This window comes from Candidatus Hecatella orcuttiae (assembly GCF_002009985.1).
In the GTDB taxonomy this organism is placed as follows: domain Archaea; phylum Thermoproteota; class Bathyarchaeia; order Hecatellales; family Hecatellaceae; genus Hecatella; species Hecatella orcuttiae.
On sequence record NZ_MTLX02000005.1, the window covers coordinates 688,915 to 708,375 of the forward strand.

Annotated in this window: 17 protein-coding genes and 1 CRISPR repeat array; of the genes, 13 read left to right on the forward strand and 4 right to left on the reverse strand. The window is 43.9% G+C overall.

Features of this window, described 5'->3' with window-relative positions:
• The first annotated feature begins 3 nt into the window (after positions 1–3).
• Genes cas5a through BWM17_RS06630 form a run of 4 tightly spaced genes read left to right on the forward strand, consistent with a single transcriptional unit; the run spans position 4 to position 4,739 of the window.
• Complete coding sequence (gene cas5a, locus BWM17_RS06615; RefSeq protein WP_309493148.1) at positions 4–879, forward strand: type I-A CRISPR-associated protein Cas5a; 876 nt, start codon at positions 4–6, stop codon at positions 877–879.
• Between the two features lie 29 nt (positions 880–908).
• Positions 909–2,048: a hypothetical protein gene (locus BWM17_RS06620; protein WP_309493149.1), complete on the forward strand. Its 1,140-nt coding sequence runs from the start codon at positions 909–911 to the stop codon at positions 2,046–2,048.
• Positions 2,030–3,925, forward strand: a complete 1,896-nt coding sequence (gene cas3, locus BWM17_RS06625) for a CRISPR-associated helicase Cas3' (protein WP_309493150.1) — start codon at positions 2,030–2,032, stop codon at positions 3,923–3,925. The genes BWM17_RS06620 and cas3 overlap by 19 nt, the downstream gene beginning before the upstream one ends.
• Complete coding sequence (locus BWM17_RS06630; protein WP_309493151.1) at positions 3,918–4,739, forward strand: CRISPR-associated endonuclease Cas3''; 822 nt, start codon at positions 3,918–3,920, stop codon at positions 4,737–4,739. The genes cas3 and BWM17_RS06630 overlap by 8 nt, the downstream gene beginning before the upstream one ends.
• Before the next feature lie 28 nt (positions 4,740–4,767).
• Here BWM17_RS06630 and BWM17_RS06635 read toward each other — a convergent pair whose 3' ends face one another.
• The 3 genes from BWM17_RS06635 to BWM17_RS06645 all read right to left on the reverse strand — a co-directional run bounded on the left by BWM17_RS06635 (position 4,768) and on the right by BWM17_RS06645 (position 5,755).
• Positions 4,768–5,181: a PIN domain-containing protein gene (locus tag BWM17_RS06635; protein WP_309493152.1), complete on the reverse strand. Its 414-nt coding sequence runs from the start codon at positions 5,179–5,181 to the stop codon at positions 4,768–4,770.
• 5 nt (positions 5,182–5,186) lie between these two features.
• Complete coding sequence (locus BWM17_RS06640) at positions 5,187–5,429, reverse strand: AbrB/MazE/SpoVT family DNA-binding domain-containing protein (protein WP_309493153.1); 243 nt, start codon at positions 5,427–5,429, stop codon at positions 5,187–5,189.
• Positions 5,430–5,551: 122 nt separating this feature from the next.
• Positions 5,552–5,755, reverse strand: a complete 204-nt coding sequence (locus BWM17_RS06645) for a hypothetical protein (protein ID WP_309493154.1) — start codon at positions 5,753–5,755, stop codon at positions 5,552–5,554.
• 355 nt (positions 5,756–6,110) lie between these two features.
• Here BWM17_RS06645 and BWM17_RS06650 point away from each other — a divergent pair, with 355 nt between their 5' ends.
• From BWM17_RS06650 to BWM17_RS06675, 6 genes are all read left to right on the forward strand, one after another.
• A complete protein-coding gene (locus BWM17_RS06650) occupies positions 6,111–6,836 on the forward strand; it encodes a hypothetical protein (RefSeq protein ID WP_309493155.1) in 726 nt (241 codons plus the stop codon).
• An 818-nt stretch (positions 6,837–7,654) separates the two neighbouring features.
• Positions 7,655–7,939 (forward strand): CRISPR-associated endonuclease Cas2, encoded by a 285-nt coding sequence (gene cas2, locus BWM17_RS06655; RefSeq protein ID WP_309493156.1) that lies wholly within the window; start codon positions 7,655–7,657, stop codon positions 7,937–7,939.
• A 9-nt stretch (positions 7,940–7,948) separates the two neighbouring features.
• A complete protein-coding gene (cas4a, locus tag BWM17_RS06660; protein WP_309493157.1) occupies positions 7,949–8,833 on the forward strand; it encodes a type I-A CRISPR-associated protein Cas4/Csa1 in 885 nt (294 codons plus the stop codon).
• 3 nt (positions 8,834–8,836) lie between these two features.
• Positions 8,837–9,862 (forward strand): CRISPR-associated endonuclease Cas1, encoded by a 1,026-nt coding sequence (cas1, locus tag BWM17_RS06665; RefSeq protein ID WP_309493158.1) that lies wholly within the window; start codon positions 8,837–8,839, stop codon positions 9,860–9,862.
• Positions 9,837–10,436: a CRISPR-associated protein Cas4 gene (gene cas4 / locus BWM17_RS06670; protein WP_309493159.1), complete on the forward strand. Its 600-nt coding sequence runs from the start codon at positions 9,837–9,839 to the stop codon at positions 10,434–10,436. Before cas1 ends, cas4 begins: the two co-directional genes overlap by 26 nt.
• 109 nt (positions 10,437–10,545) lie before the next feature.
• A CRISPR array of direct repeats spans positions 10,546–14,929; the repeat unit is 37 nt; unit sequence GTTTCAATAGGAAGACTCATAAAATGAGGATTGAAAG.
• Positions 14,930–15,128: 199 nt separating this feature from the next.
• Positions 15,129–16,157, forward strand: coding sequence for a DUF362 domain-containing protein (locus BWM17_RS06675; protein ID WP_309493160.1), 1,029 nt, complete (start codon positions 15,129–15,131; stop codon positions 16,155–16,157).
• A 9-nt stretch (positions 16,158–16,166) separates the two neighbouring features.
• On the opposite strand, the gene BWM17_RS06680 is transcribed toward BWM17_RS06675, so the two are convergent.
• On the reverse strand, positions 16,167–16,646 hold the full coding sequence (locus BWM17_RS06680; RefSeq protein ID WP_309493161.1) for a hypothetical protein: 480 nt from the start codon (positions 16,644–16,646) through the stop codon (positions 16,167–16,169).
• Positions 16,647–16,809: 163 nt separating this feature from the next.
• Here BWM17_RS06680 and BWM17_RS06685 point away from each other — a divergent pair, with 163 nt between their 5' ends.
• The 3 genes from BWM17_RS06685 to BWM17_RS06695 all read left to right on the forward strand — a co-directional run bounded on the left by BWM17_RS06685 (position 16,810) and on the right by BWM17_RS06695 (position 19,461).
• Complete coding sequence (locus tag BWM17_RS06685) at positions 16,810–17,559, forward strand: helix-turn-helix transcriptional regulator (protein ID WP_309493162.1); 750 nt, start codon at positions 16,810–16,812, stop codon at positions 17,557–17,559.
• A 114-nt stretch (positions 17,560–17,673) separates the two neighbouring features.
• A complete protein-coding gene (locus BWM17_RS06690; protein WP_309493163.1) occupies positions 17,674–18,498 on the forward strand; it encodes a hypothetical protein in 825 nt (274 codons plus the stop codon).
• Between the two features lie 198 nt (positions 18,499–18,696).
• Positions 18,697–19,461 carry a cyclase family protein gene (locus BWM17_RS06695; RefSeq protein WP_309493164.1) on the forward strand — a complete coding sequence of 255 codons (765 nt, stop codon included), beginning with the start codon at positions 18,697–18,699 and terminating at the stop codon, positions 19,459–19,461.

Below are 19,461 nucleotides of genomic sequence, written 5' to 3' on the forward strand. Positions count from 1 at the left end.
TGATTGGTAGATTGGTATCTGCTAAAACTTAATGCGGATCTTGCATGGGGTTTCTCCATTAAAACACCTACAACTTCGGCTGCGGAAATGGCATTATTATGTCCTCCCCCTTCAACCTTATTTGGTGCCTTAGCTCGAGGGCTTGCATATCAATTTGAGGATTGGTCTGAATGTATAGTTAACCCAAAGATTAATAGGCCTGAAAGCTCCACTACAAAAATATTAGACTTTATAATTTCAGCCCATTTTGGATTTTCAAAGGATACAATAGCAATAACGCCTTGGAGCGACCTTACACATTCCTCTGCTATACCGTACCAACAAGTTCAACATAGAGTTGAATCTAAACGTGCAATGTGGTTTGGGGTACATGCAAGCGGTAAAATATATGCTGCCAATTCCCATGTTAACATCATTTATGTTATTAGAAGTGACAATGCTGAAAAAAAGCTTGGAAGCGACTGGAAAGACAAGCTGAAGAGAGCAGGTTTTTGTATATTAACATTAGGTAGTAAAGAAGGAATAATAGTCATTAAGCATGTGGAAGTTATTGACGCAAAAGTTATAGATAAAACCACCTTAAAAACTAGTTATTATTTACCAGCTGAAGCCGTTAAAGACTATAAGCCTCAAGAACTTTGTGAAGGCGAATTCTGGGAACATAGGTATATCTCTCCGCATTGGAGAGGGACTTTCCGTAGAAAGGATAAAGCCGAACGAGAAGAAGTGACAAGAACTCGATACATTCTACCTTTAGACAAATTAAATTTCGGTCAAAGGAATGTTACTGTCCATCTATCCGAGCAGGGCATAGGATTAACGGCAGCAGACGGATCACCAGAATATACAGTGATACTTTTAAAAGATTGGATGGCTTAGTTATGTGCGCTACTCGTTTATCAGTTATTGTGAAACTACCCTCAGAAGGATTCTTAATTAGAGATTTTATGCTAACTACACTTGCATACATGTGTGTAAAGGTAGGCATGCCTGATGTAAAGACAATGGAAGCATCTATCAAAGTAAGCTCTACCATTAATTTAGCAAAAGCATATGTAGAAGTTTTAAGAAATAGTGCAAGAAAAAAGAATCTAAGGTTTTATCCCCCTGATAGGAGTGCTAAAAATAAACTTTTTTCTGGAATCAAAAAACTCTCAAAAAAACTCCCTCAGGATTTATCTGGAGTTTTTAACAGTTACGCTGATTGGCTCGAAAGCAACCCAAAACATGTAGAAGAAATATTAAAAAGTTTAGGCGTTTTAAGATGGTCTGGGCCCATAGATAACGACATCTTCTATTTTGGGCGTAATCCAACAATTCCCGCTGCTCAACTCTTTAAACTTAACTATTATGCGGGTAGGAGGGTTTTTCTTCCGCAACGCTACCAAGATGCTAGATTATACTTTGACATTCATACCTTCATATTTACATTAGCCGGCGCTTCTTTGTCTCTAGTTGGAACTATAAGAAATGGACCAACTGTTTATGTCGCAGTACTCGATCCTGGTGCGATAGGTTTATGTGAAGCTTTACAGGGTTTCATCAATGAAGTGAAGTGTAGATTAGTTCCTGAGGTAATTTTTAGAGTTGCCTCAACCTTAAAAATAGCTAAACTTGGTGTTCACCCTATCAAGATAGTGATGATAAACGAGGTTGGGAATAGGCCCTCCTTATTATCGTCTCAGAATGTTTTCGTCGATGAAGGTCTGTTACGTTTCACAAACTACTTAAAAACCGACATTCGTGAAAAGTTATTAAGACTTTTAACTTTCGCTCTCAGCGATTGGGAAACAGAGGATATAAATCAACGGATGATCGTAAGGATCGGATATGAGATTGCACAGGCCATCTATCTGTCAACTACAGGAGCCTTAAAGTCTGCCGATGTAATTTACCACGTAGCTAGGTCAACTTACGCTACAACAGGCGACAGGTTTGGTAGAGCTTTAAAAGAAGCTAAATATTCACCGATAAGAAATTTAGATGAATTTAAATATCTAGTTTTAGGCATCAAGGATGCATTGGAAAGATGTGTTCAAGCACCCTAAAATCTTTTGAGCAAATATATGGATATACACCTAGACCTGCTGTACGTGTATTACTTGAATTTATTGATAAAAAACTTGAGGGTGAAGATTCCAAATTTTTGGTGCTATTCTCAGCGCCAACTAGTTATGGTAAGTCCTCGTGTACCATAGCTATAGCTAATACACTAGCACACAGTAGTAACTATCTAGGTGAACGTTTAATACATGTGCTTCCTCTCCGCTCAATTATTGAAGATTTATACATGAAAGCTAAAGAAAAGAAAAGAGAGATGAAACTGAATAGTGAGTTAACAATTGGAGCGCAAGCTATGCACATATTAGATGCTGAAAAATCACCTTACATGATGCCTAAGGTTGTTTATACCACTATAGATTCATTTATTCACAACTTATTTAAAAGGCCAGTAGCTGAAATGTACAGAGAGCACAGTCATTTTGACATTCCGAGATATGCTATATACTCGTCTCTTATCATATTTGATGAAGCTCATCTTTTTTCAAGTGAGATTAAAATTAGTGAAAATGAGCTGCAACAGAAGCATAATAGAATGTTTACAGCGTTCTGCGCCTCTATTCGAGCGCTCACTGAATCTTCAGTGCCAGTAATAGTTATGACAGCAACTATGCCAAATATTTACACACATAGCCTACTTCAACATGTTGCCAATCATACTGACATTTTTATGATCGGAGTTGATCCTGCGCTAAGTACAGAGGAAATAAGGGAAAGCTCTCCTACTGGTTTTAGAAATATTAGATGCTTTAGTACTGGTGTTGATAAAGATTTTTACCGTATTATTCAGGAAAACAATCCGGAACTGAAAAATATAGTGGATGAAACTGACATCAAGAATATCGTTCTGAAGTATTGCACATTAGGAAATGTAAAAATTTTAGTGGTCAGAAATGTTGTGAAAAAAGCCTTAAAAACCTACAAAGACCTAAAGGAAGAACTGAAAAAAAGGAATCTACAATGTTTCGTACTACATGGTAGGATGAGTGTTGAGGATCGGGAAAATACATTACAGCTTATCAAGAAAACTGAACAAGATAATAGTGGGATAGTTCTAGTTTGTACGCAAGTTATAGAAGCTGGAGTAGATATAGATTTTGATATATTAATCAGCGATGCTGCACCGTTTACCTCTCTTATCCAACGAGTTGGGCGGATTGGTAGGAGTTTAAAAGAAAGGAAAATTCATCCAAGTGTTTACATAGTTACGGGAAACGGAGATGGCATCTACGATAAAGAGCTTGTTAAATCCACGCTTAATCATACGAGAAAAGCGCATAATCAAGGGAAACAGATAGGATGGAGAATTTCAACAAGATATGAAACTTACAACGGACTCATAAGTTACAAATGGTTGCTGGAAAAAATATATACTAGCCTCAAATATTCTGTCGATGAAAAATTGATAAACGTTTTACGTGAAATAGACCACTATTTTATTGGCTCTGAGAGTTTAGAGCTTCAACGTAAACTTTGCAGTTTCGTTAGGGATGAAGGATTTATAGCTACCTCAACATGGAAAGGTGAAAGTCAAAAATTTAAAAATAGACGCGAAGCTTTAGAGATAGCATATAAAAGCATGCTTCCACTAACTTTCAGCTTCTTGAAAGATAAATGGAGGAAAATATTAAAGGTTAACGAACAAAAGATTGCTATACTAATTCATGAAGGCAATAATTTAAGATCAGAACTTTCAGAGGACATATATGAAATACTGGAGAATGTTGAAAGAGGCAAGGAATGCTTCCTTTTATATAAACTAGATAAGGCTATGCGAAAACTTAGAAAAGGTGATCAGATACCCTTAGCAATTATCTTACATAAAGACAGTTATAAACTAAAAGAGGGCTTAATCATTGAATAGCGAGCTAGCATATTCTTGGTGCGGTGAAAGGCTTGAGGAGCACTCACATAAGACTTCTGAGATTTTTAAATTAACCTTTGAAGACAGAATAATAAAAACGTTAAGCGGAAGATTAAACTATAAGTTTAATGATGTGGGAAAGTTTATCATCAGACTTATACCTTTACTACATGACATCGGAAAATCTCATGTACAGTATCAAAATACCATAAAATTTAAAGAGAGATGTCCTAAAACTGCCATCATATGTCGTGAATGTAAAGATAAACCAAACTTCTCATGGCATGAAGTATTATCAGCTCAGTTATGTTGGAGAGTGATAGAAGATTTACTCTTTAATTTAAGTTTATATGATAGGTTTAAGAATCTACAAGAGATCGCAACTGCATCTATACTATTTCATCATCAGGGAATCAGAGCTATAGAATCAGAGACACCTCTTAAAGAAATCAATTTAAAAGAGTATCTTAATGAAACGCTATACACATTATTGCCTAAATTAATAGATATTGCTCACTACGGATTAAAACTAGATGGGCATCTGATTAGAGAAATAGTGTCTTCAGCACTACAAGAGCTAGAAAGTGACCTTAAAAGTACAAGGAGTCTTAAAGGCTTATCTACTAGGATACTGAATGAACTTAGAACTGCACCAAAAAATTACCTAAAACTTTATTCTATTACTGCTGGTCCCCTCGTAATATGTGACTGGATTGCTGCTAGAGTATTACGTATCCAAAATCATTATCATTATTCTCCTATGTTAAATGAAGCAGTATATTCTTTTCCAGAATTAGAAACTTATTTAAAATAGAACTTCTTTCCGGTTTCCGAAGGTAGCTTTAAACGTATTTGGCTGGGTGGTTGTATTTTAGGTTGGCTATGTTTGTGTATGTTCTGTCGTAGCTTACCAGTCCGGCTTCTTCGACAATGCTGGCCGCTGCGTGGAGGCTGTCGAAATACGTTAACTGCTTGTACCTGCGCCTGAGCTCGTAGGCCTTTGCGTGGTAGAGTGGTTTGGATGGCAAGAGGTCTACGGCCCTGTATTCTAGGAGGTTTCCGAGGGCGGTGTAGAAGGCTCCAACTTCCCTGACGGCGACCTCACCCGACCTTATCAGCAGGTTTAGCTCTACTAGGGCATAGGGGGAGAGCAGCGTTTCCCCCTCAAACATGTCGAGAAGCCTGACGGCCTCACCGTGGTGTTTATCCCCCTTGGACACGAGGGCTAGGAGGACGTCGGTTTCGACCAAGATCACGGAGCCTAAGCCTCCAAAAGCTTACACTCAGCAGCCCTCCGCAGCCTTCTGATGTCCCTCTCCACGTTGCTCGTACCCTTGACGACGATTTTCTCCAAGGATTTTAACGGGTCTTCTATGGGCTCTAGCACAACCCTACCCTTTTCGACCTTAACCCTAACCCGCTTCGAGAGGCCCACCTCCCTGCGAACCTCTGCAGGTATGACGATTCTACCCTTCCTATCGACCTTAGCCGTCAACGGATCCAAATTCCCACCTCAAATGAGATTCCTATCCCACCATATAAACATTCCCACTTAAACCAGTGTGGGAAACTCCGTCCTAACCAAGGCTATGTTCGGCATATCCATCTGTAGCCGCAGCATCTCCTTCAGCTCCCCGTGGAGCCTGAGGTTTTCCTCCTGCTGAAGCCGAGCCTAGGAGCTGCATGGAGCACCCGCTCGAAGAAGACAATCCGGGGACAGTAGAGGAAATGCTTCGCGTCGGTCACCGAGAAAAGGGCCTCGGTCACGTCGGAGGTAGGCTGCCTACCTAGGTCTCTTCGGGGGCCTACCTGAGACTTTCGACGGCCCATAAAGTATTTCTAGTCTATGGCTCTGAGCCATCAGTTTTGAGAGCGGGCGGCAGGCGGGTTTTCTATTTTTCGGAGATTATCTCTCGAGCAAAGGTTTTAGCAAATTTTTCTTTGATATTTTTTGAAGTTTAAATCTATACGCGTGCTGATAAAGAATGAGGGACAATGCATGATATTCGTATCAAAGATAGTATTACATCTCAATTTTGTTTCTCCTGCTAGGTTTCCTTACTGGATGGGTTCTATGTTTCGGGGAGGTTTCGGCCAAAACCTAAGAAAAGCTGTGTGCCCATCTCCTAATGCTGAGTGTTCTTCATGTGATCAACGTCTTCAATGCCTTTTCTATCATACTCACATGAGAAGCGAGGCGAAAAGAGGCTATGCGCCTCCGTCTAAACCTGTCATCTTGATTCCCCCATTTTTCGGTAAGGCCATGGATATTGAAAAGGACGCCTGCCTCACCGTAGAAGCCCTCCTCTTAGGAGATTTCCGACGCTACCTTCCCCACCTCCTTTTGGGCATGAATTTTCTCGGGCAAGTCGGCCTCGGCTCAACCCGCCACTACGGCCTAAGCAGGTTTGAAGTGGAAAAAGGCATCTGCGCCTTTTCAGGGAAAACCGTGTACGAGAGGGGAGTCATAATGCCGGCAAACATGAAATCTGTCGACGTAAGGGACATACCCCCTTACCCTGACAACCGTGTAAAAGTCGGCTTCAAAACTCCCTTCACAGGCAGCTGCTTTCCTCCCACGCCTGAGAGGCTTTTGTGGATGATTCGTAGGAGGCTGATAGGCTTCGTAAACGAATACGGCGACGGCTCAGAGGTAGCCGACTTCAAATGCAGCGGGCAAATAGTAAATCATTCCGTGCATGTTCACCACCTCCAGAGACGTTCTAAGCGCAGTGAGAAAAAATATTTTAAAGGATACACCGGCGTTGTGGACTACGAGTTCAGCGAGTTGGATGACGTGGGAAGATGGCTTCTGAACCTAGGCTTCATCATCGGCTGCGGCCCTGACTCCTCCTTTGGCTGCGGTTTCCTCCAAGATTTAACCAATCCTCCGTTTGAAACGCCAAGTTAACCCCCCTCAGAGGGGCTTGTGGGTCACCCTAACACTGAGGCCAGAGAGCCTGCAACGCGGTACTACGCCAGCATGCTTTCCCCGCTTCCAGCTTTTTTCTCAGCCCTCGCAGCCTGCTCCGCGGCGTTATGACTGCAATAAGTTTGGCGGCCAAGTCTCTACAGGCTTTGTTCTACGGCGATTTTCCTGTTTTAAGAAGAAAATAATACTAAGGGAGAGCAATAATACTGGGTTAGCTCTGTAGTTTTAAAATGTCCAAAAAATTGGATGACCCCCGGAGGGAGGTTCTCCAAAAAATTGGAGACTTTGGAGGCATCAGCCATCTTCAATCTTCGGTGTCTTTGCGCAGACCTCCGTCAAACCTATTGCTGGAGTTAGTTTCTTCTCCTTGCCCTCCCTGGATTTCTTTCACTTTCACCCCAGCCTAGACCCCACAAAATATTCTATTTACGCGGAGTCTATTGCATAGGAAGTCATTAAATGGTCCCTGTGGTCGCGGAGGTCCTTAACGGAGGTTTTCTTCATGTTCCATAATACTTTCGCTGGCGGCTAAATGCTCAGCCAAAATTTCGTTAATTGTCTTGGAGGTCCCCTTTAGCCCCTTTTTCGGCCTTTAACATCTAAGTTATCCCTTAATATTACGGTAGTCTTTCAGCCATAAACATAAACCGTTTATCTGCTTAAAACATTTACAATATGGCTTCTCCGGAAGTTTGTCCACATTTATCCAACCGACACCGGTAAGGCTTAAGGGTCGTAGAAGGTTCTTTAATCCATTTGGTGATCTCAGATCACCATCGAAAAAGGTGAGCTTGTTTATGATGACCCTAGTCATCTATGATATCTCCAACGATGACAGTCGAACTAAGCTTGCTAATTTACTTCAAGATTTCGGCCTTGAGAGGATCCAGTACAGTGGTTTTAAAGGAGACCTAAACACCCACGACCGCCACATCCTCGCCCAGCAAGTAAAAAAGTTCGTAACGGGAGAACGCGACAGCGTATACATAATACGGCTCTGCAACGAATGCGCCAGCCTCTGCCACATCGTCTCCAGCAAAGAAGCAATTTTTATCGATAAATCCCATGTAAAAATCGTTTAGAGGTAAAGGATGATGTATTTCCTCTCCGAGCTAGAGCACAAACTGCTCCTCCATAAACTTCTACCAACTGCCAGAGAGGTGGGTGTGAACCCTGACCTACGGGGATGGAACTGGCATCAATCCCCCCTCAAACCCTATTACAACGAAAAGATTCCCATGTACGCTGTATGCTCAAAATACTGTCCAACCAACCGAGACATTTTCTTGAACCAAGTGAAAAAAGTCGCCCCCACCCTCAACTTCAACGTATCTTTAGGGAAACTTCTCCACGGCGTCGTCAGCGACGCTCTCCAAGCCATCATAGCTAGGGACAGCTTGAATTTTGAAGACTGGTGGAAGAAAATACGCTGGGAAGGAATGGTAGGTGACAGAGACCTGTTTAAGAAACGTGCCAGGCAAGTTTGGGACCATGTGCAAAAAACCTGCCATGCCAAATACGCCCACGTCTCTACTGAGCAGCCCTTCGCATCCAACTACGACCTAATGGCCTCAGCTTTACCCTTCCTAGTAGAGCATAAGATTTCAGGTGAACTCCTAGGCTTAAGCGGGTTGCTCAGCCTTGACTGCTACGACTATCTTCGCTGTATCATGTTCGACTTGAAGGTGGAGAGCAAACAAGAAGATTGGCATAGGCTATCCCCTGTGGGTTATGCTCTGGTTTTTGAAAGCGTGCACGAAGTACCAGTGGACATATGTTGCGTGCTATACTTGAACTTCCTTGACGATAAAATCGTGGTCAAGAAAGATCTCTTCTTCGCCAACAACGACCTGCGCAGCTGGTGGATAGAAGAGAGAGACCGTAAACTGGAGATTGTGGCCCAGAGGAAAGACCCTGGCACGCCAAATGTCTGCGATGAGAGTTGCATCTACTACATGAGTTGCAGGGGTGGGTGAGTTATGGAGCGTCTGGTGGTCGACGGCTTTGGAAAATATGTAGGTAGGAAAGGTAACAGAATAATTGTGAAAGACGGCGGAAGCATAGTCCACCAAGCATTACCCGAAGAATTGAGACAGATCTTGGTGACCGGTAAGGGGTCCATCGGCTTCGACGCCATAAACTTCCTGTCCTCCAACGGTGTAGACATAATCTTCCTGAATTCTAGAGGTCAACTCACCGCACGTCTTGCACCTTTGGAAATGAGAACCGTTGAAACGAGGAAAGAACAATACTACGCCTACAAGGATGCTAGAAGTATGGTTCTCGGAAAAGCGTTCGCCCTAGCAAAGATAAAGAACCAATATGCAACCCTCGGCACCTTAGCCAAAAGGAGAAAAGACACTAACCCAAGCTCAGCTGAAGAAATATACAACAAAAGAGAAGAACTACGGTCGAAAATATCGGAGATGGAGCATGTTGAGGGAAAGAACATCGAATCAGTCAGGGACACCGTCATGGGCATCGAAGGCTCCGCCTCAGCCCTATACTGGCTTGGCGTCGCTCAAGTCATCCCAGAGGAATTCGGGTTTAAGGGGAGATCGGGAAGATACGCCCCTGACCCTGTTAACGCCATGCTGAACTATGGCTATGGAATCTTAGAAGGCGAAGTATGGCGTGCTGTGCACTTTGCCGGCTTAGACCCTTACGGCGGCTTTCTTCACGCCGACCGTCCTGGAAAGCCTAGTTTGGTCTTGGATTTAATGGAAGAATTCAGGCAGCAGCTCATCGATAAGAGTGTCATCAAGCTTATATCGAGGAAGGAGGTTGCTCCTGAAAATTTCACAGTAAAGGAGAATGTTTGCTCTTTAGGCGATGAAGCTCGAAGGACATTGTTGACAGAGGTATTGGAAAGATTTGAAGAATACGTGGCTGTTGGCGATGAGAAGGTCAGATGGTGTGACCTAATAGTAAACCAGGCTAGAAAGATTGGAAAATACTTGAGGGGAGAGATACCGCTGTATGAAGGCTTCTTCCTCCGGTGGTAAACTTCCAATAGACGTATGGGAGATAGTCCAGTATTACTACTGTCCTAGGAAAATTTACTTTCTAAGAACTTTAGGGGTTCCTGTGGTGCAGAAAAGAAAAATGGCTATGGGTCAAGATGAGCACTTGAAAGAGATAAAAAGACTGAAGGAGAGACAATCGGTCTTCGGCTTCAGGAAAAGCGATGTGGAAGAAATATACCAAAAACTGGCGTTAGAGGATGCGGAGCTGGGTTTAGCAGGACAGATAGATACTGTCATCAAACTTAAGAACGGTAAAATTATGCCGGTGGAGCTGAAATATTCCGACTATGTGGCCGCGTTCAGAAGCAGGAAAAAACAGCTCACAGCCTACGCCATTCTCTTGGAGAGAAAATTTAATCAGATTATAGATACGGGTATTCTCTATTTTCCCATACAGAATAAGCAAGTGACGGTTTCAATAACATACGAGGATAAGAAAAACTTACTCGCTGACTTGGAAAAGATAAGGCAGTTGATTCTCAGCGAGAAAATACCGCGTAAATCTCAGAGCGAGAAATGCCGTTACTGTGAAGCCACCAGATACTGTGGTTAATGTGAACGCCTTCATATATCCCACATCGATTTTTTAATGTTCACAGGGGAGGTCTTGAACCAAAAAGGATAAATGCCTATCAACAAAAAATAACCGTAGGTAAGGGACGGTTTCAATAGGAAGACTCATAAAATGAGGATTGAAAGGCTCCACCGCCACCTCAGGGTGGAGGCGCTCATACCGTTTCAATAGGAAGACTCATAAAATGAGGATTGAAAGAGGGAGAATTACGATTTTATGCTTGGTGGGCCGACAAGTTTCAATAGGAAGACTCATAAAATGAGGATTGAAAGCTTCCGATGGCCCACTGGGGAAATGCCCAAAATGCCGGTTTCAATAGGAAGACTCATAAAATGAGGATTGAAAGCACATTACTGGGACACGGAAGTGGGCGGCGGGTGGGGGTTTCAATAGGAAGACTCATAAAATGAGGATTGAAAGGTTAAGTTTTCTGCTGAACCGAGGAATTTCATTTTCGGGTTTCAATAGGAAGACTCATAAAATGAGGATTGAAAGAGGACTTCGGCTTGGCTGAGGTTGTGGTTTTCAGCCAAGTTTCAATAGGAAGACTCATAAAATGAGGATTGAAAGACCGACTGGAAAACATCCTAAAAAAAGTTGAACAAGTTTCAATAGGAAGACTCATAAAATGAGGATTGAAAGGTCATATTATTTACCTAAAGTCCCTTTTGGTCATCCAGGTTTCAATAGGAAGACTCATAAAATGAGGATTGAAAGTGTAGTAGATGCGGCCGGCTGTCTCCAGCTCCACCTGCAGTTTCAATAGGAAGACTCATAAAATGAGGATTGAAAGTCAAGTTTCCCGATGGCAGTGAAGTGGAAACTTCTTAGTTTCAATAGGAAGACTCATAAAATGAGGATTGAAAGTTGAAGCGGTTAAAATAGGCAAATTCGAGGGAGAAGTTTCAATAGGAAGACTCATAAAATGAGGATTGAAAGTCGAAATAACTGAGCGAAAATGGAAATGCCTCAGATGGTTTCAATAGGAAGACTCATAAAATGAGGATTGAAAGTAATTCTGAAATCGTTTTTTATTTTTTCAGGCACGTTTCAATAGGAAGACTCATAAAATGAGGATTGAAAGAATTCTCCCGAAGCTCCTTGACCACCTTAGCCCTCATGTTTCAATAGGAAGACTCATAAAATGAGGATTGAAAGGGCGTAGGTGTCGGTGCAGGTAAAGGCGTAGGAGCAGGTTTCAATAGGAAGACTCATAAAATGAGGATTGAAAGTTAAAATCAGTCTCCTTGTAAAACATCATTTTTTATGTTTCAATAGGAAGACTCATAAAATGAGGATTGAAAGTGTATTGCGGTGGATAAGGCTTTTTCTGGATCATCGAGTTTCAATAGGAAGACTCATAAAATGAGGATTGAAAGGTTATTTGTATGAACATCATCCTTCAACCTTCTTTAAGTTTCAATAGGAAGACTCATAAAATGAGGATTGAAAGCGACATACTGCGCTCCCAAGAAAATCAGGAGAATCAGTTTCAATAGGAAGACTCATAAAATGAGGATTGAAAGTATAGCATTAGTCATCCTACCAGTCGCCTGTTGTTTGTTTCAATAGGAAGACTCATAAAATGAGGATTGAAAGTCTTTATAACCTCCATCCTCCTCTCTGAGTCTTTTTGTTTCAATAGGAAGACTCATAAAATGAGGATTGAAAGTGAAAGGCGCCGAAGCGCTCCGCAATCTCAGGTGTGAAAGTTTCAATAGGAAGACTCATAAAATGAGGATTGAAAGAGTTTGAGAGCGTAATTACCCTTACGTAAGCACCGAGGTTTCAATAGGAAGACTCATAAAATGAGGATTGAAAGTGAAATTTTATTTTACTTTGATTTATCAGTCTAGCCATGTTTCAATAGGAAGACTCATAAAATGAGGATTGAAAGGGCTCACCGTCAACCGCCTCAAGCAGGCCTGCGAGGAGTTTCAATAGGAAGACTCATAAAATGAGGATTGAAAGAGACGACATCCTTCCAGAGCCCGGCGTCACCCCTGGTTTCAATAGGAAGACTCATAAAATGAGGATTGAAAGGAGTTTACGTTGTGGATGCGGAAGCAGGGGTTTGGGCCGTTTCAATAGGAAGACTCATAAAATGAGGATTGAAAGAATTCCCCTTGGCAAGTTTATAGAAATGGAAGTGATGTTTCAATAGGAAGACTCATAAAATGAGGATTGAAAGGATGGCTGGTGCGCCCTTCCTCTACGGGCACAATCTGCCGTTTCAATAGGAAGACTCATAAAATGAGGATTGAAAGGAGGGGACAGGTTGAGGGGGAGCTTCTCCTTCAGTTGTTTCAATAGGAAGACTCATAAAATGAGGATTGAAAGATGTCGTTAAGCCGCCTCTGATACCACTTGGCGACTTGTTTCAATAGGAAGACTCATAAAATGAGGATTGAAAGTCTATTCCAAAATCATAATAAAGCCACTCCACTTCTGTTTCAATAGGAAGACTCATAAAATGAGGATTGAAAGAGTAGCCATCCTTTACGGTGTAGGCTGTGGTAGAAGTTTCAATAGGAAGACTCATAAAATGAGGATTGAAAGGAAGGCTCAGGACTTGCCCGCCGACGTGACTTCGGTGTTTCAATAGGAAGACTCATAAAATGAGGATTGAAAGTAGGCGGATGTAGGGTCGCATCCAGCAGCCTAGTTTGTTTCAATAGGAAGACTCATAAAATGAGGATTGAAAGTTAGATGAGGAGTAAAACTCTATTTTTTATTCCCTAGTTTCAATAGGAAGACTCATAAAATGAGGATTGAAAGCTTTAATTCATCCCCCTTTTGAAAAGATAGGAAAGGTTTCAATAGGAAGACTCATAAAATGAGGATTGAAAGTTGAAGCGGTTAAAATAGGCAAATTCGAGGGAGAATTAGTTTCAATAGGAAGACTCATAAAATGAGGATTGAAAGTTTTATTCTCCTTTTAAAATTGAATTTATAGCTTCATGTTTCAATAGGAAGACTCATAAAATGAGGATTGAAAGCGCTCAACAAAGATTGAGTTTAAGACTTATTAAAAGTTTCAATAGGAAGACTCATAAAATGAGGATTGAAAGCGTAATCCGCGTTTTTCGGGCCGTTTAGGGCAAGTTTGTTTCAATAGGAAGACTCATAAAATGAGGATTGAAAGTTGCTTTCGGTTAAAACTGCTAATGTCGTTATTACAGTTTCAATAGGAAGACTCATAAAATGAGGATTGAAAGACCATTTTTCTATATCTTCCGCGGCTTTCGGTCTTGGTTTCAATAGGAAGACTCATAAAATGAGGATTGAAAGATCAGGCTAGCTAAAAGCTAGTCTAACGTTAGAATGGGTTTCAATAGGAAGACTCATAAAATGAGGATTGAAAGCCTCTTCTCTGAGGTGAGGGTAGGCTTTCAGGTAGCGTTTCAATAGGAAGACTCATAAAATGAGGATTGAAAGCTTTTTTTGTAAAATTCAAGAAATAAATTTTTTCCTTTGTTTCAATAGGAAGACTCATAAAATGAGGATTGAAAGACGAGATCGCAGGCAAACCCCCAACTCCACCAACGGCACCGTTTCAATAGGAAGACTCATAAAATGAGGATTGAAAGAAAAAAGTCAGCCCCCCCTCTCAGTTTCCTCTTTAAGTTTCAATAGGAAGACTCATAAAATGAGGATTGAAAGTTATCATAACCACGGAAGACAATGTAAACGCAAACGCGTTTCAATAGGAAGACTCATAAAATGAGGATTGAAAGTCCCATTTTCCCTCTATGGCTCTTTCAAGTATTTTGGTTTCAATAGGAAGACTCATAAAATGAGGATTGAAAGGAGATTAAAAAAAACGAAGAATAAGCGTTCCCTTTAGTTTCAATAGGAAGACTCATAAAATGAGGATTGAAAGGGGCTCGGCATCGAAGCCTTAACCGTCACGTCTCCAAGTTTCAATAGGAAGACTCATAAAATGAGGATTGAAAGTCGGTTGTCTCTTTAGGACAACATTGCCTTATCTAAGAGTTTCAATAGGAAGACTCATAAAATGAGGATTGAAAGTAAATAAATTGTCAGCCCAAGACCACCGCCCACCAAGTTTCAATAGGAAGACTCATAAAATGAGGATTGAAAGCCTTACTTCTATTCCTCTATAGTAGTAATCATTCTCGTTTCAATAGGAAGACTCATAAAATGAGGATTGAAAGATCTTAGTGATCCTCTTAGTAGTAGAAGCTTCAACGTTTCAATAGGAAGACTCATAAAATGAGGATTGAAAGGCGGACTTGGAGCAGCGGGAGTCGGATGTGTTCTTCGGTTTCAATAGGAAGACTCATAAAATGAGGATTGAAAGACCGGCATACTGTCATTTCAGGCATAACACAATCAGGGTTTCAATAGGAAGACTCATAAAATGAGGATTGAAAGACGCGTGGAAACCCCACGGAGACCAACCTTGAACATAGTTTCAATAGGAAGACTCATAAAATGAGGATTGAAAGCCTGATTTCACCACCAAGCCAACTGGTGGTGATGGACAGTTTCAATATGTCAGTTTAAGAACGATTTGAACGCTCAAGGAGGCAAAAGCCGAGGAAATCCTATAAGGGCTCCACTTAGCTCCTTATCCTAATCCCAAACAGCCCTAACGCCATGTTTAAAGGACCTCTGCGTGGTTCCTATGCGAAGATGGGGGTTTAGGTGAAGTTAACCCGCCGCAAACTTGTAGCAGTCACCGCCTTAGGGGGGATAGGCGTTCTGTTGAGCGGTTATTTTCTCGCCATCTCTACTCGGAAGATGATGGAGGTGGAGAGCGGTGGTGAAAACGTGGAAGTTTATCTGATAAAGACGTCGGACAGAAGCGTTGGAATAAGAAGTATCCTCCGCCGATTCGGCTTGGAGAGTTATCGTGGAAAAACCGTTGCCTTGAAGGCTAACTTTAATAGCGCCGACCCCTTCCCAGCCTCAACACATGTGGAAACCCTCCGAAGCTTGGTGGAAGAGCTGAAGAAAGCCGGAGTAGGCTCGCTGACCTTGGCCGAGCGGAGCGGCATGGGCGACACCCGGAAAGTCTTAGAGCAGATGGGCGTCTTCAATCTTTCAGAGAAACTGGGCTTTAAAACAGTGGTGCTGGACGAGGAGGGCAGGGATGGGTGGGTCAAGATCCAGCCGAAGGGAACCCACTGGCTGAAAGGATTCCCCATCGCAAGAGTTTTCCTCGACGCCGACAGGGTGGTTCAAACTTGCTGCCTGAAAACCCACCGTTTCGGAGGGCATTTCACCATGTCCCTGAAGAACTCGGTAGGCCTTGTGGCTAAGCACTTTCCCGGTGAACCGTATAACTACATGTGGGAGCTACATTCCTCCCCTTATCAGAGGCTTATGATTGCCGAGATCAACCGGTTCTACAAGGTCGACTTGGTGCTCATGGACGCTTTGGAAGCCTTTGTGAGCGGAGGGCCTGAGCGCGGCGAACTGGTGAAACCTAGCCTCCTGCTGGCCAGCCGAGACAGAGTTGCCATCGATGCGGTGGGAGTAGCCATCCTCCGAAGCCACGGTTCGACGAAGGAGGTCATGAAAGGAAGAATCTTCGACCTAGACCAGATCCGCAGGGCAGCTGAACTCGGCCTAGGCGTCAGCTCACCCTCAAAAATAAAGCTCATCCCTCTAGACGGGGAAAGCGTCGGGGAAGTGAAAAAGCTTGAGGAAATCCTCCGTTCTCAAGGATAAAACCGTCTCCTATTTCAGTATCGCCCCGCAGAAAGGGCAGAGGTTGTATCCTTTCAAAAGCGGTTTACCGCAGCTGAGGCATCTGGGCTGGGAGGCTGAGTTGACCAAAGACGAGACCTGTTTTCTGATGTAGGTCCACAGTTTTTCCTCGAAATATTTGTAGGCTGCAGCGCTCGCACCCGCGGCTATTAGGCCGGCTCCCAGCGTGATCGCCCCCACTATGGCTGAGGCGGCGATGTTCTTCCCCCAGTCGCCGGTTCCCACGGTGACCTCGAAGTCGTTGGGGTTGCCCTTAACCACGATGTCGAGGCATCTCCTCGCTCCGAGGAGGGTTCTCACAGCGTCTGCTTTTATGGCTTGAACATGGTAGAAGCCGGCTTTTCTGGTGAGTTTGGCTTCAAAATCATGGGTGTTGCAATAGTCCACGATCGACGTTGCAAGCCGTCCTAAATCCACGTTTAAAGCAGTCCACCGCTCCTTTCTAACCAAGGAACATACCAGCCTGGGGAAGCTGTGACATCAACAGTACACCGGGCCTCCTTTAATCTTTCCGGCCAGAAGATGTTTTTAGTCTTTTCTGGAAAGAAATAATCAGCATCCACAGGAATGTTTAATGGAGAGGCTGACAAAAGTTCTATGGCCGGTGAACTGAATGGCTGCGCGCAACTCCGTCGAAAGCTGGGAAGAAAGGAGCCGGTTGAAAATCGCCTCCGCCTTCTCTCTTGTAGGCGGAATTCTAATGCTTTCAGGTAGCTTAGTCAGGTGGTTTTGGTGGAGCCGGGGATGGATGAGCGGAAGCCTCATGGGTATGCACATGATGCGCATGGGGCCGATGATGGGCGGCTGGCCGGGAGGGCCGCTCCCCATATGGAGCATAATAGGCCTTGGAGGCGGACTCGCTGTGGTCCTCTGTGCTCTTCTTCTCCATGCTAGACCTGACCGACGTCTCCTAGGAGCTCTTATCATAGTTTTCTCCTCCCTGAGCATTCCAGCCTCACTAGGAGGATTCGTGGCAGGCTTCTTCTTAGCGGTTTTGGGCGGAATATTAGCTCTCACTTGGAAAGTAGCCCCGCCTAGCACCGGTAGGTGGGTCTACGCTCCTCCGCAGCCTACCCTAAAGGAAGGCGAGACACCTACAGACGCCCTCTCCGCTGCTTTAACTTTGATGCGCCCGATTCTTTCCGAGGATGAGCAAAGGGTTTTGGAGGAGATAGTTAAGGCTCGGGGGGAAATCCTCCAAAGAGACCTACCCAAGAAACTGGGTTTCTCCAAGGCTGCCGTCAGTAAGGTCATTTCAACCCTAGAAAGGAGAGGCGTGGTGGCTAGGGAAAAATACAAATGGACCTACCGGGTTAGACTCTCGGAAAGGCTTATTTCAGAGGCTAAAAACAGTTATGAATAATTAGAAACGTTTAAAAACAAAAATAAACTATTTCTAGGCTTAACTAATTGTAAAAAGGTTTAACAGAGGCTTTCTGCTATTCTCAGCCAACAAAAAAGGAGGTGTGAATGGAAAATGGGAGACGACAAAAAAATCTTGACCGTTACCCTAGTGGCGATTTTAACATTGGCCGCAGCCTTCTCTCTAATATGGATAAGTGCGCAGGCTTCCCCGCTGCCGACAGTGAGGATGCGCCCCTCCGATAACTTGACTTTTCAAGGGAGATGGAGCGGTATGGGCGGCTATGGAAGCGGGGTTATGGCCCCCCAAGCCGGTAGGCCTACTCCCTACGGGTGTGGAATGGGCCACGGAATGATGGACGGCTGGCACGGTCCCAGCGGAGGAATGGGCTGGGGTATGGGGTGCCCGATGATGGGGGTTTCCGCCTACTCTTATCCCCCCCGCCTCCTCCAGCCTCTATCCATCGAAGAAGCAGTGAAAATTGCGGAAGGCTATCTGGCGTCCTTAGGTAACCCTGACCTCGCGGTGGAGGAAATCGAAGAGTACACGCTGAATTTCTATGTGCTCTACTACGAAAGAAGCACAGGCATGGGCGCTTTCGAGATGCTCATCGACAAGTACACGGGAAACATCTACCCGGAGCCCGGGCCTAACATGATGTGGAACACCAAATACGGGGCAATGGGCAGGTACTGGGCGGCTTCCTCAGCGGACATGCCCATAACCCGGGACCAAGCCGTCAAGATTGCTCAAAACTACCTAGACCTCTATCTCCCCGGAGCCACGGTGGAAGATGTCCACGCCCTTTACGGCTACTACACAGTTATGATCGCCCTCAACGGCCAGACCTACGGCATGCTCAGCGTCAACGGTTACAGCGGTCAGATCTGGTACCATACATGGCACGGTCTATTTGTTCAAGAAATTGAAGTAGAATAAACTCCGGCTTTTATCAAGCCGGGGCTCCCGATTTTTTATGATCCTTAAACCTCGGTTGTTGTGATCCAACCCCGTTTTCTAGTCAAATGCTTTTTTGATGCAGAAAATCGATTTCGTCGGTGGTGACATGAAATTTTCAATCCGTCGGCTTAAAAATTTAAATACAGAAATCCGGCTTCACCTTTTACGTGATGATAAATGAAATTGAGGGCAGTTGATCTAACTCAGCCGCTGGGAATAAAAACTCCGCCGTTTCCCGGCGGTAGACCCATGACCATTAAATATACGAATAGGATTTCCGGTGACGGATATGGTCAGCAGGAATACACTTTCACAACTCACACGGGGACGCATCTTGACGGCCCCTTGCACTTTGACCCGAAAGGCGAGGACCTTGCAAGTTTACCCATGGATAAGCTCTTCGGGGAAGGGGTTATCGTCGACGTCAGTGAAGTCGGGGAATACGGAATTTACACGCCTAAGCACGTTACGGAAAAGGTTGAAGTTAAGAAGGGGGATATTCTCATAATTCACACAGGCTTCCACAAGTATTATGTCGGAGACAGAGACCCGGATGAGGTGGCCTACTTCTACAAGCACCCTGGACCTGACTGGGAGTTCAGAAACTGGTGCGCTGAAATGAAGTTTAAATGGCTAGGGGTGGACGCTGCCTCTCAAGACCATCCTATGAACATAGCTGACCTCAGAAAGTTGAGGCCCAAGTTCGTCGAAGAATTCGAGAAGAAACACGGCAAAAAGAGGGAGGAGATTTTCCCCGACGAAATGGAGCATCTGATGCACTGGTCGCTTTTCGCCAAGCCGCATCAGATCATTCACGTCGAAAACGTAGGCGGAGACATCGACAGCGTGCTAAACCGCCGGGCGTTGATCGGCTGCTTCCCCCTCAAGGTGGTGGACGGAGAGTCCAGCCCCTGCAGGGTCGTAGCCTTTATCGAAGACTGA

Bases quoted from the DNA above. Each gene is read 5' to 3' on its own strand.
- cas2 (WP_309493156.1), top strand. From the start codon at position 7,655: ATGATGACCCTAGTCATCTATGATATCTCCAACGATGACAGTCGAACT.
- BWM17_RS06685 (WP_309493162.1), top strand. From the start codon at position 16,810: ATGGCTGCGCGCAACTCCGTCGAAAGCTGGGAAGAAAGGAGCCGGTTG.
- BWM17_RS06650 (WP_309493155.1), top strand. From the start codon at position 6,111: ATGAGAAGCGAGGCGAAAAGAGGCTATGCGCCTCCGTCTAAACCTGTC.
- BWM17_RS06695 (WP_309493164.1), top strand. From the start codon at position 18,697: ATGAAATTGAGGGCAGTTGATCTAACTCAGCCGCTGGGAATAAAAACT.
- BWM17_RS06645 (WP_309493154.1), bottom strand. From the start codon at position 5,755: ATGGGCCGTCGAAAGTCTCAGGTAGGCCCCCGAAGAGACCTAGGTAGG.
- BWM17_RS06690 (WP_309493163.1), top strand. From the start codon at position 17,674: ATGGGAGACGACAAAAAAATCTTGACCGTTACCCTAGTGGCGATTTTA.
- cas4 (WP_309493159.1), top strand. From the start codon at position 9,837: ATGAAGGCTTCTTCCTCCGGTGGTAAACTTCCAATAGACGTATGGGAG.
- cas1 (WP_309493158.1), top strand. From the start codon at position 8,837: ATGGAGCGTCTGGTGGTCGACGGCTTTGGAAAATATGTAGGTAGGAAA.
- cas4a (WP_309493157.1), top strand. From the start codon at position 7,949: ATGATGTATTTCCTCTCCGAGCTAGAGCACAAACTGCTCCTCCATAAA.
- cas3 (WP_309493150.1), top strand. From the start codon at position 2,030: ATGTGTTCAAGCACCCTAAAATCTTTTGAGCAAATATATGGATATACA.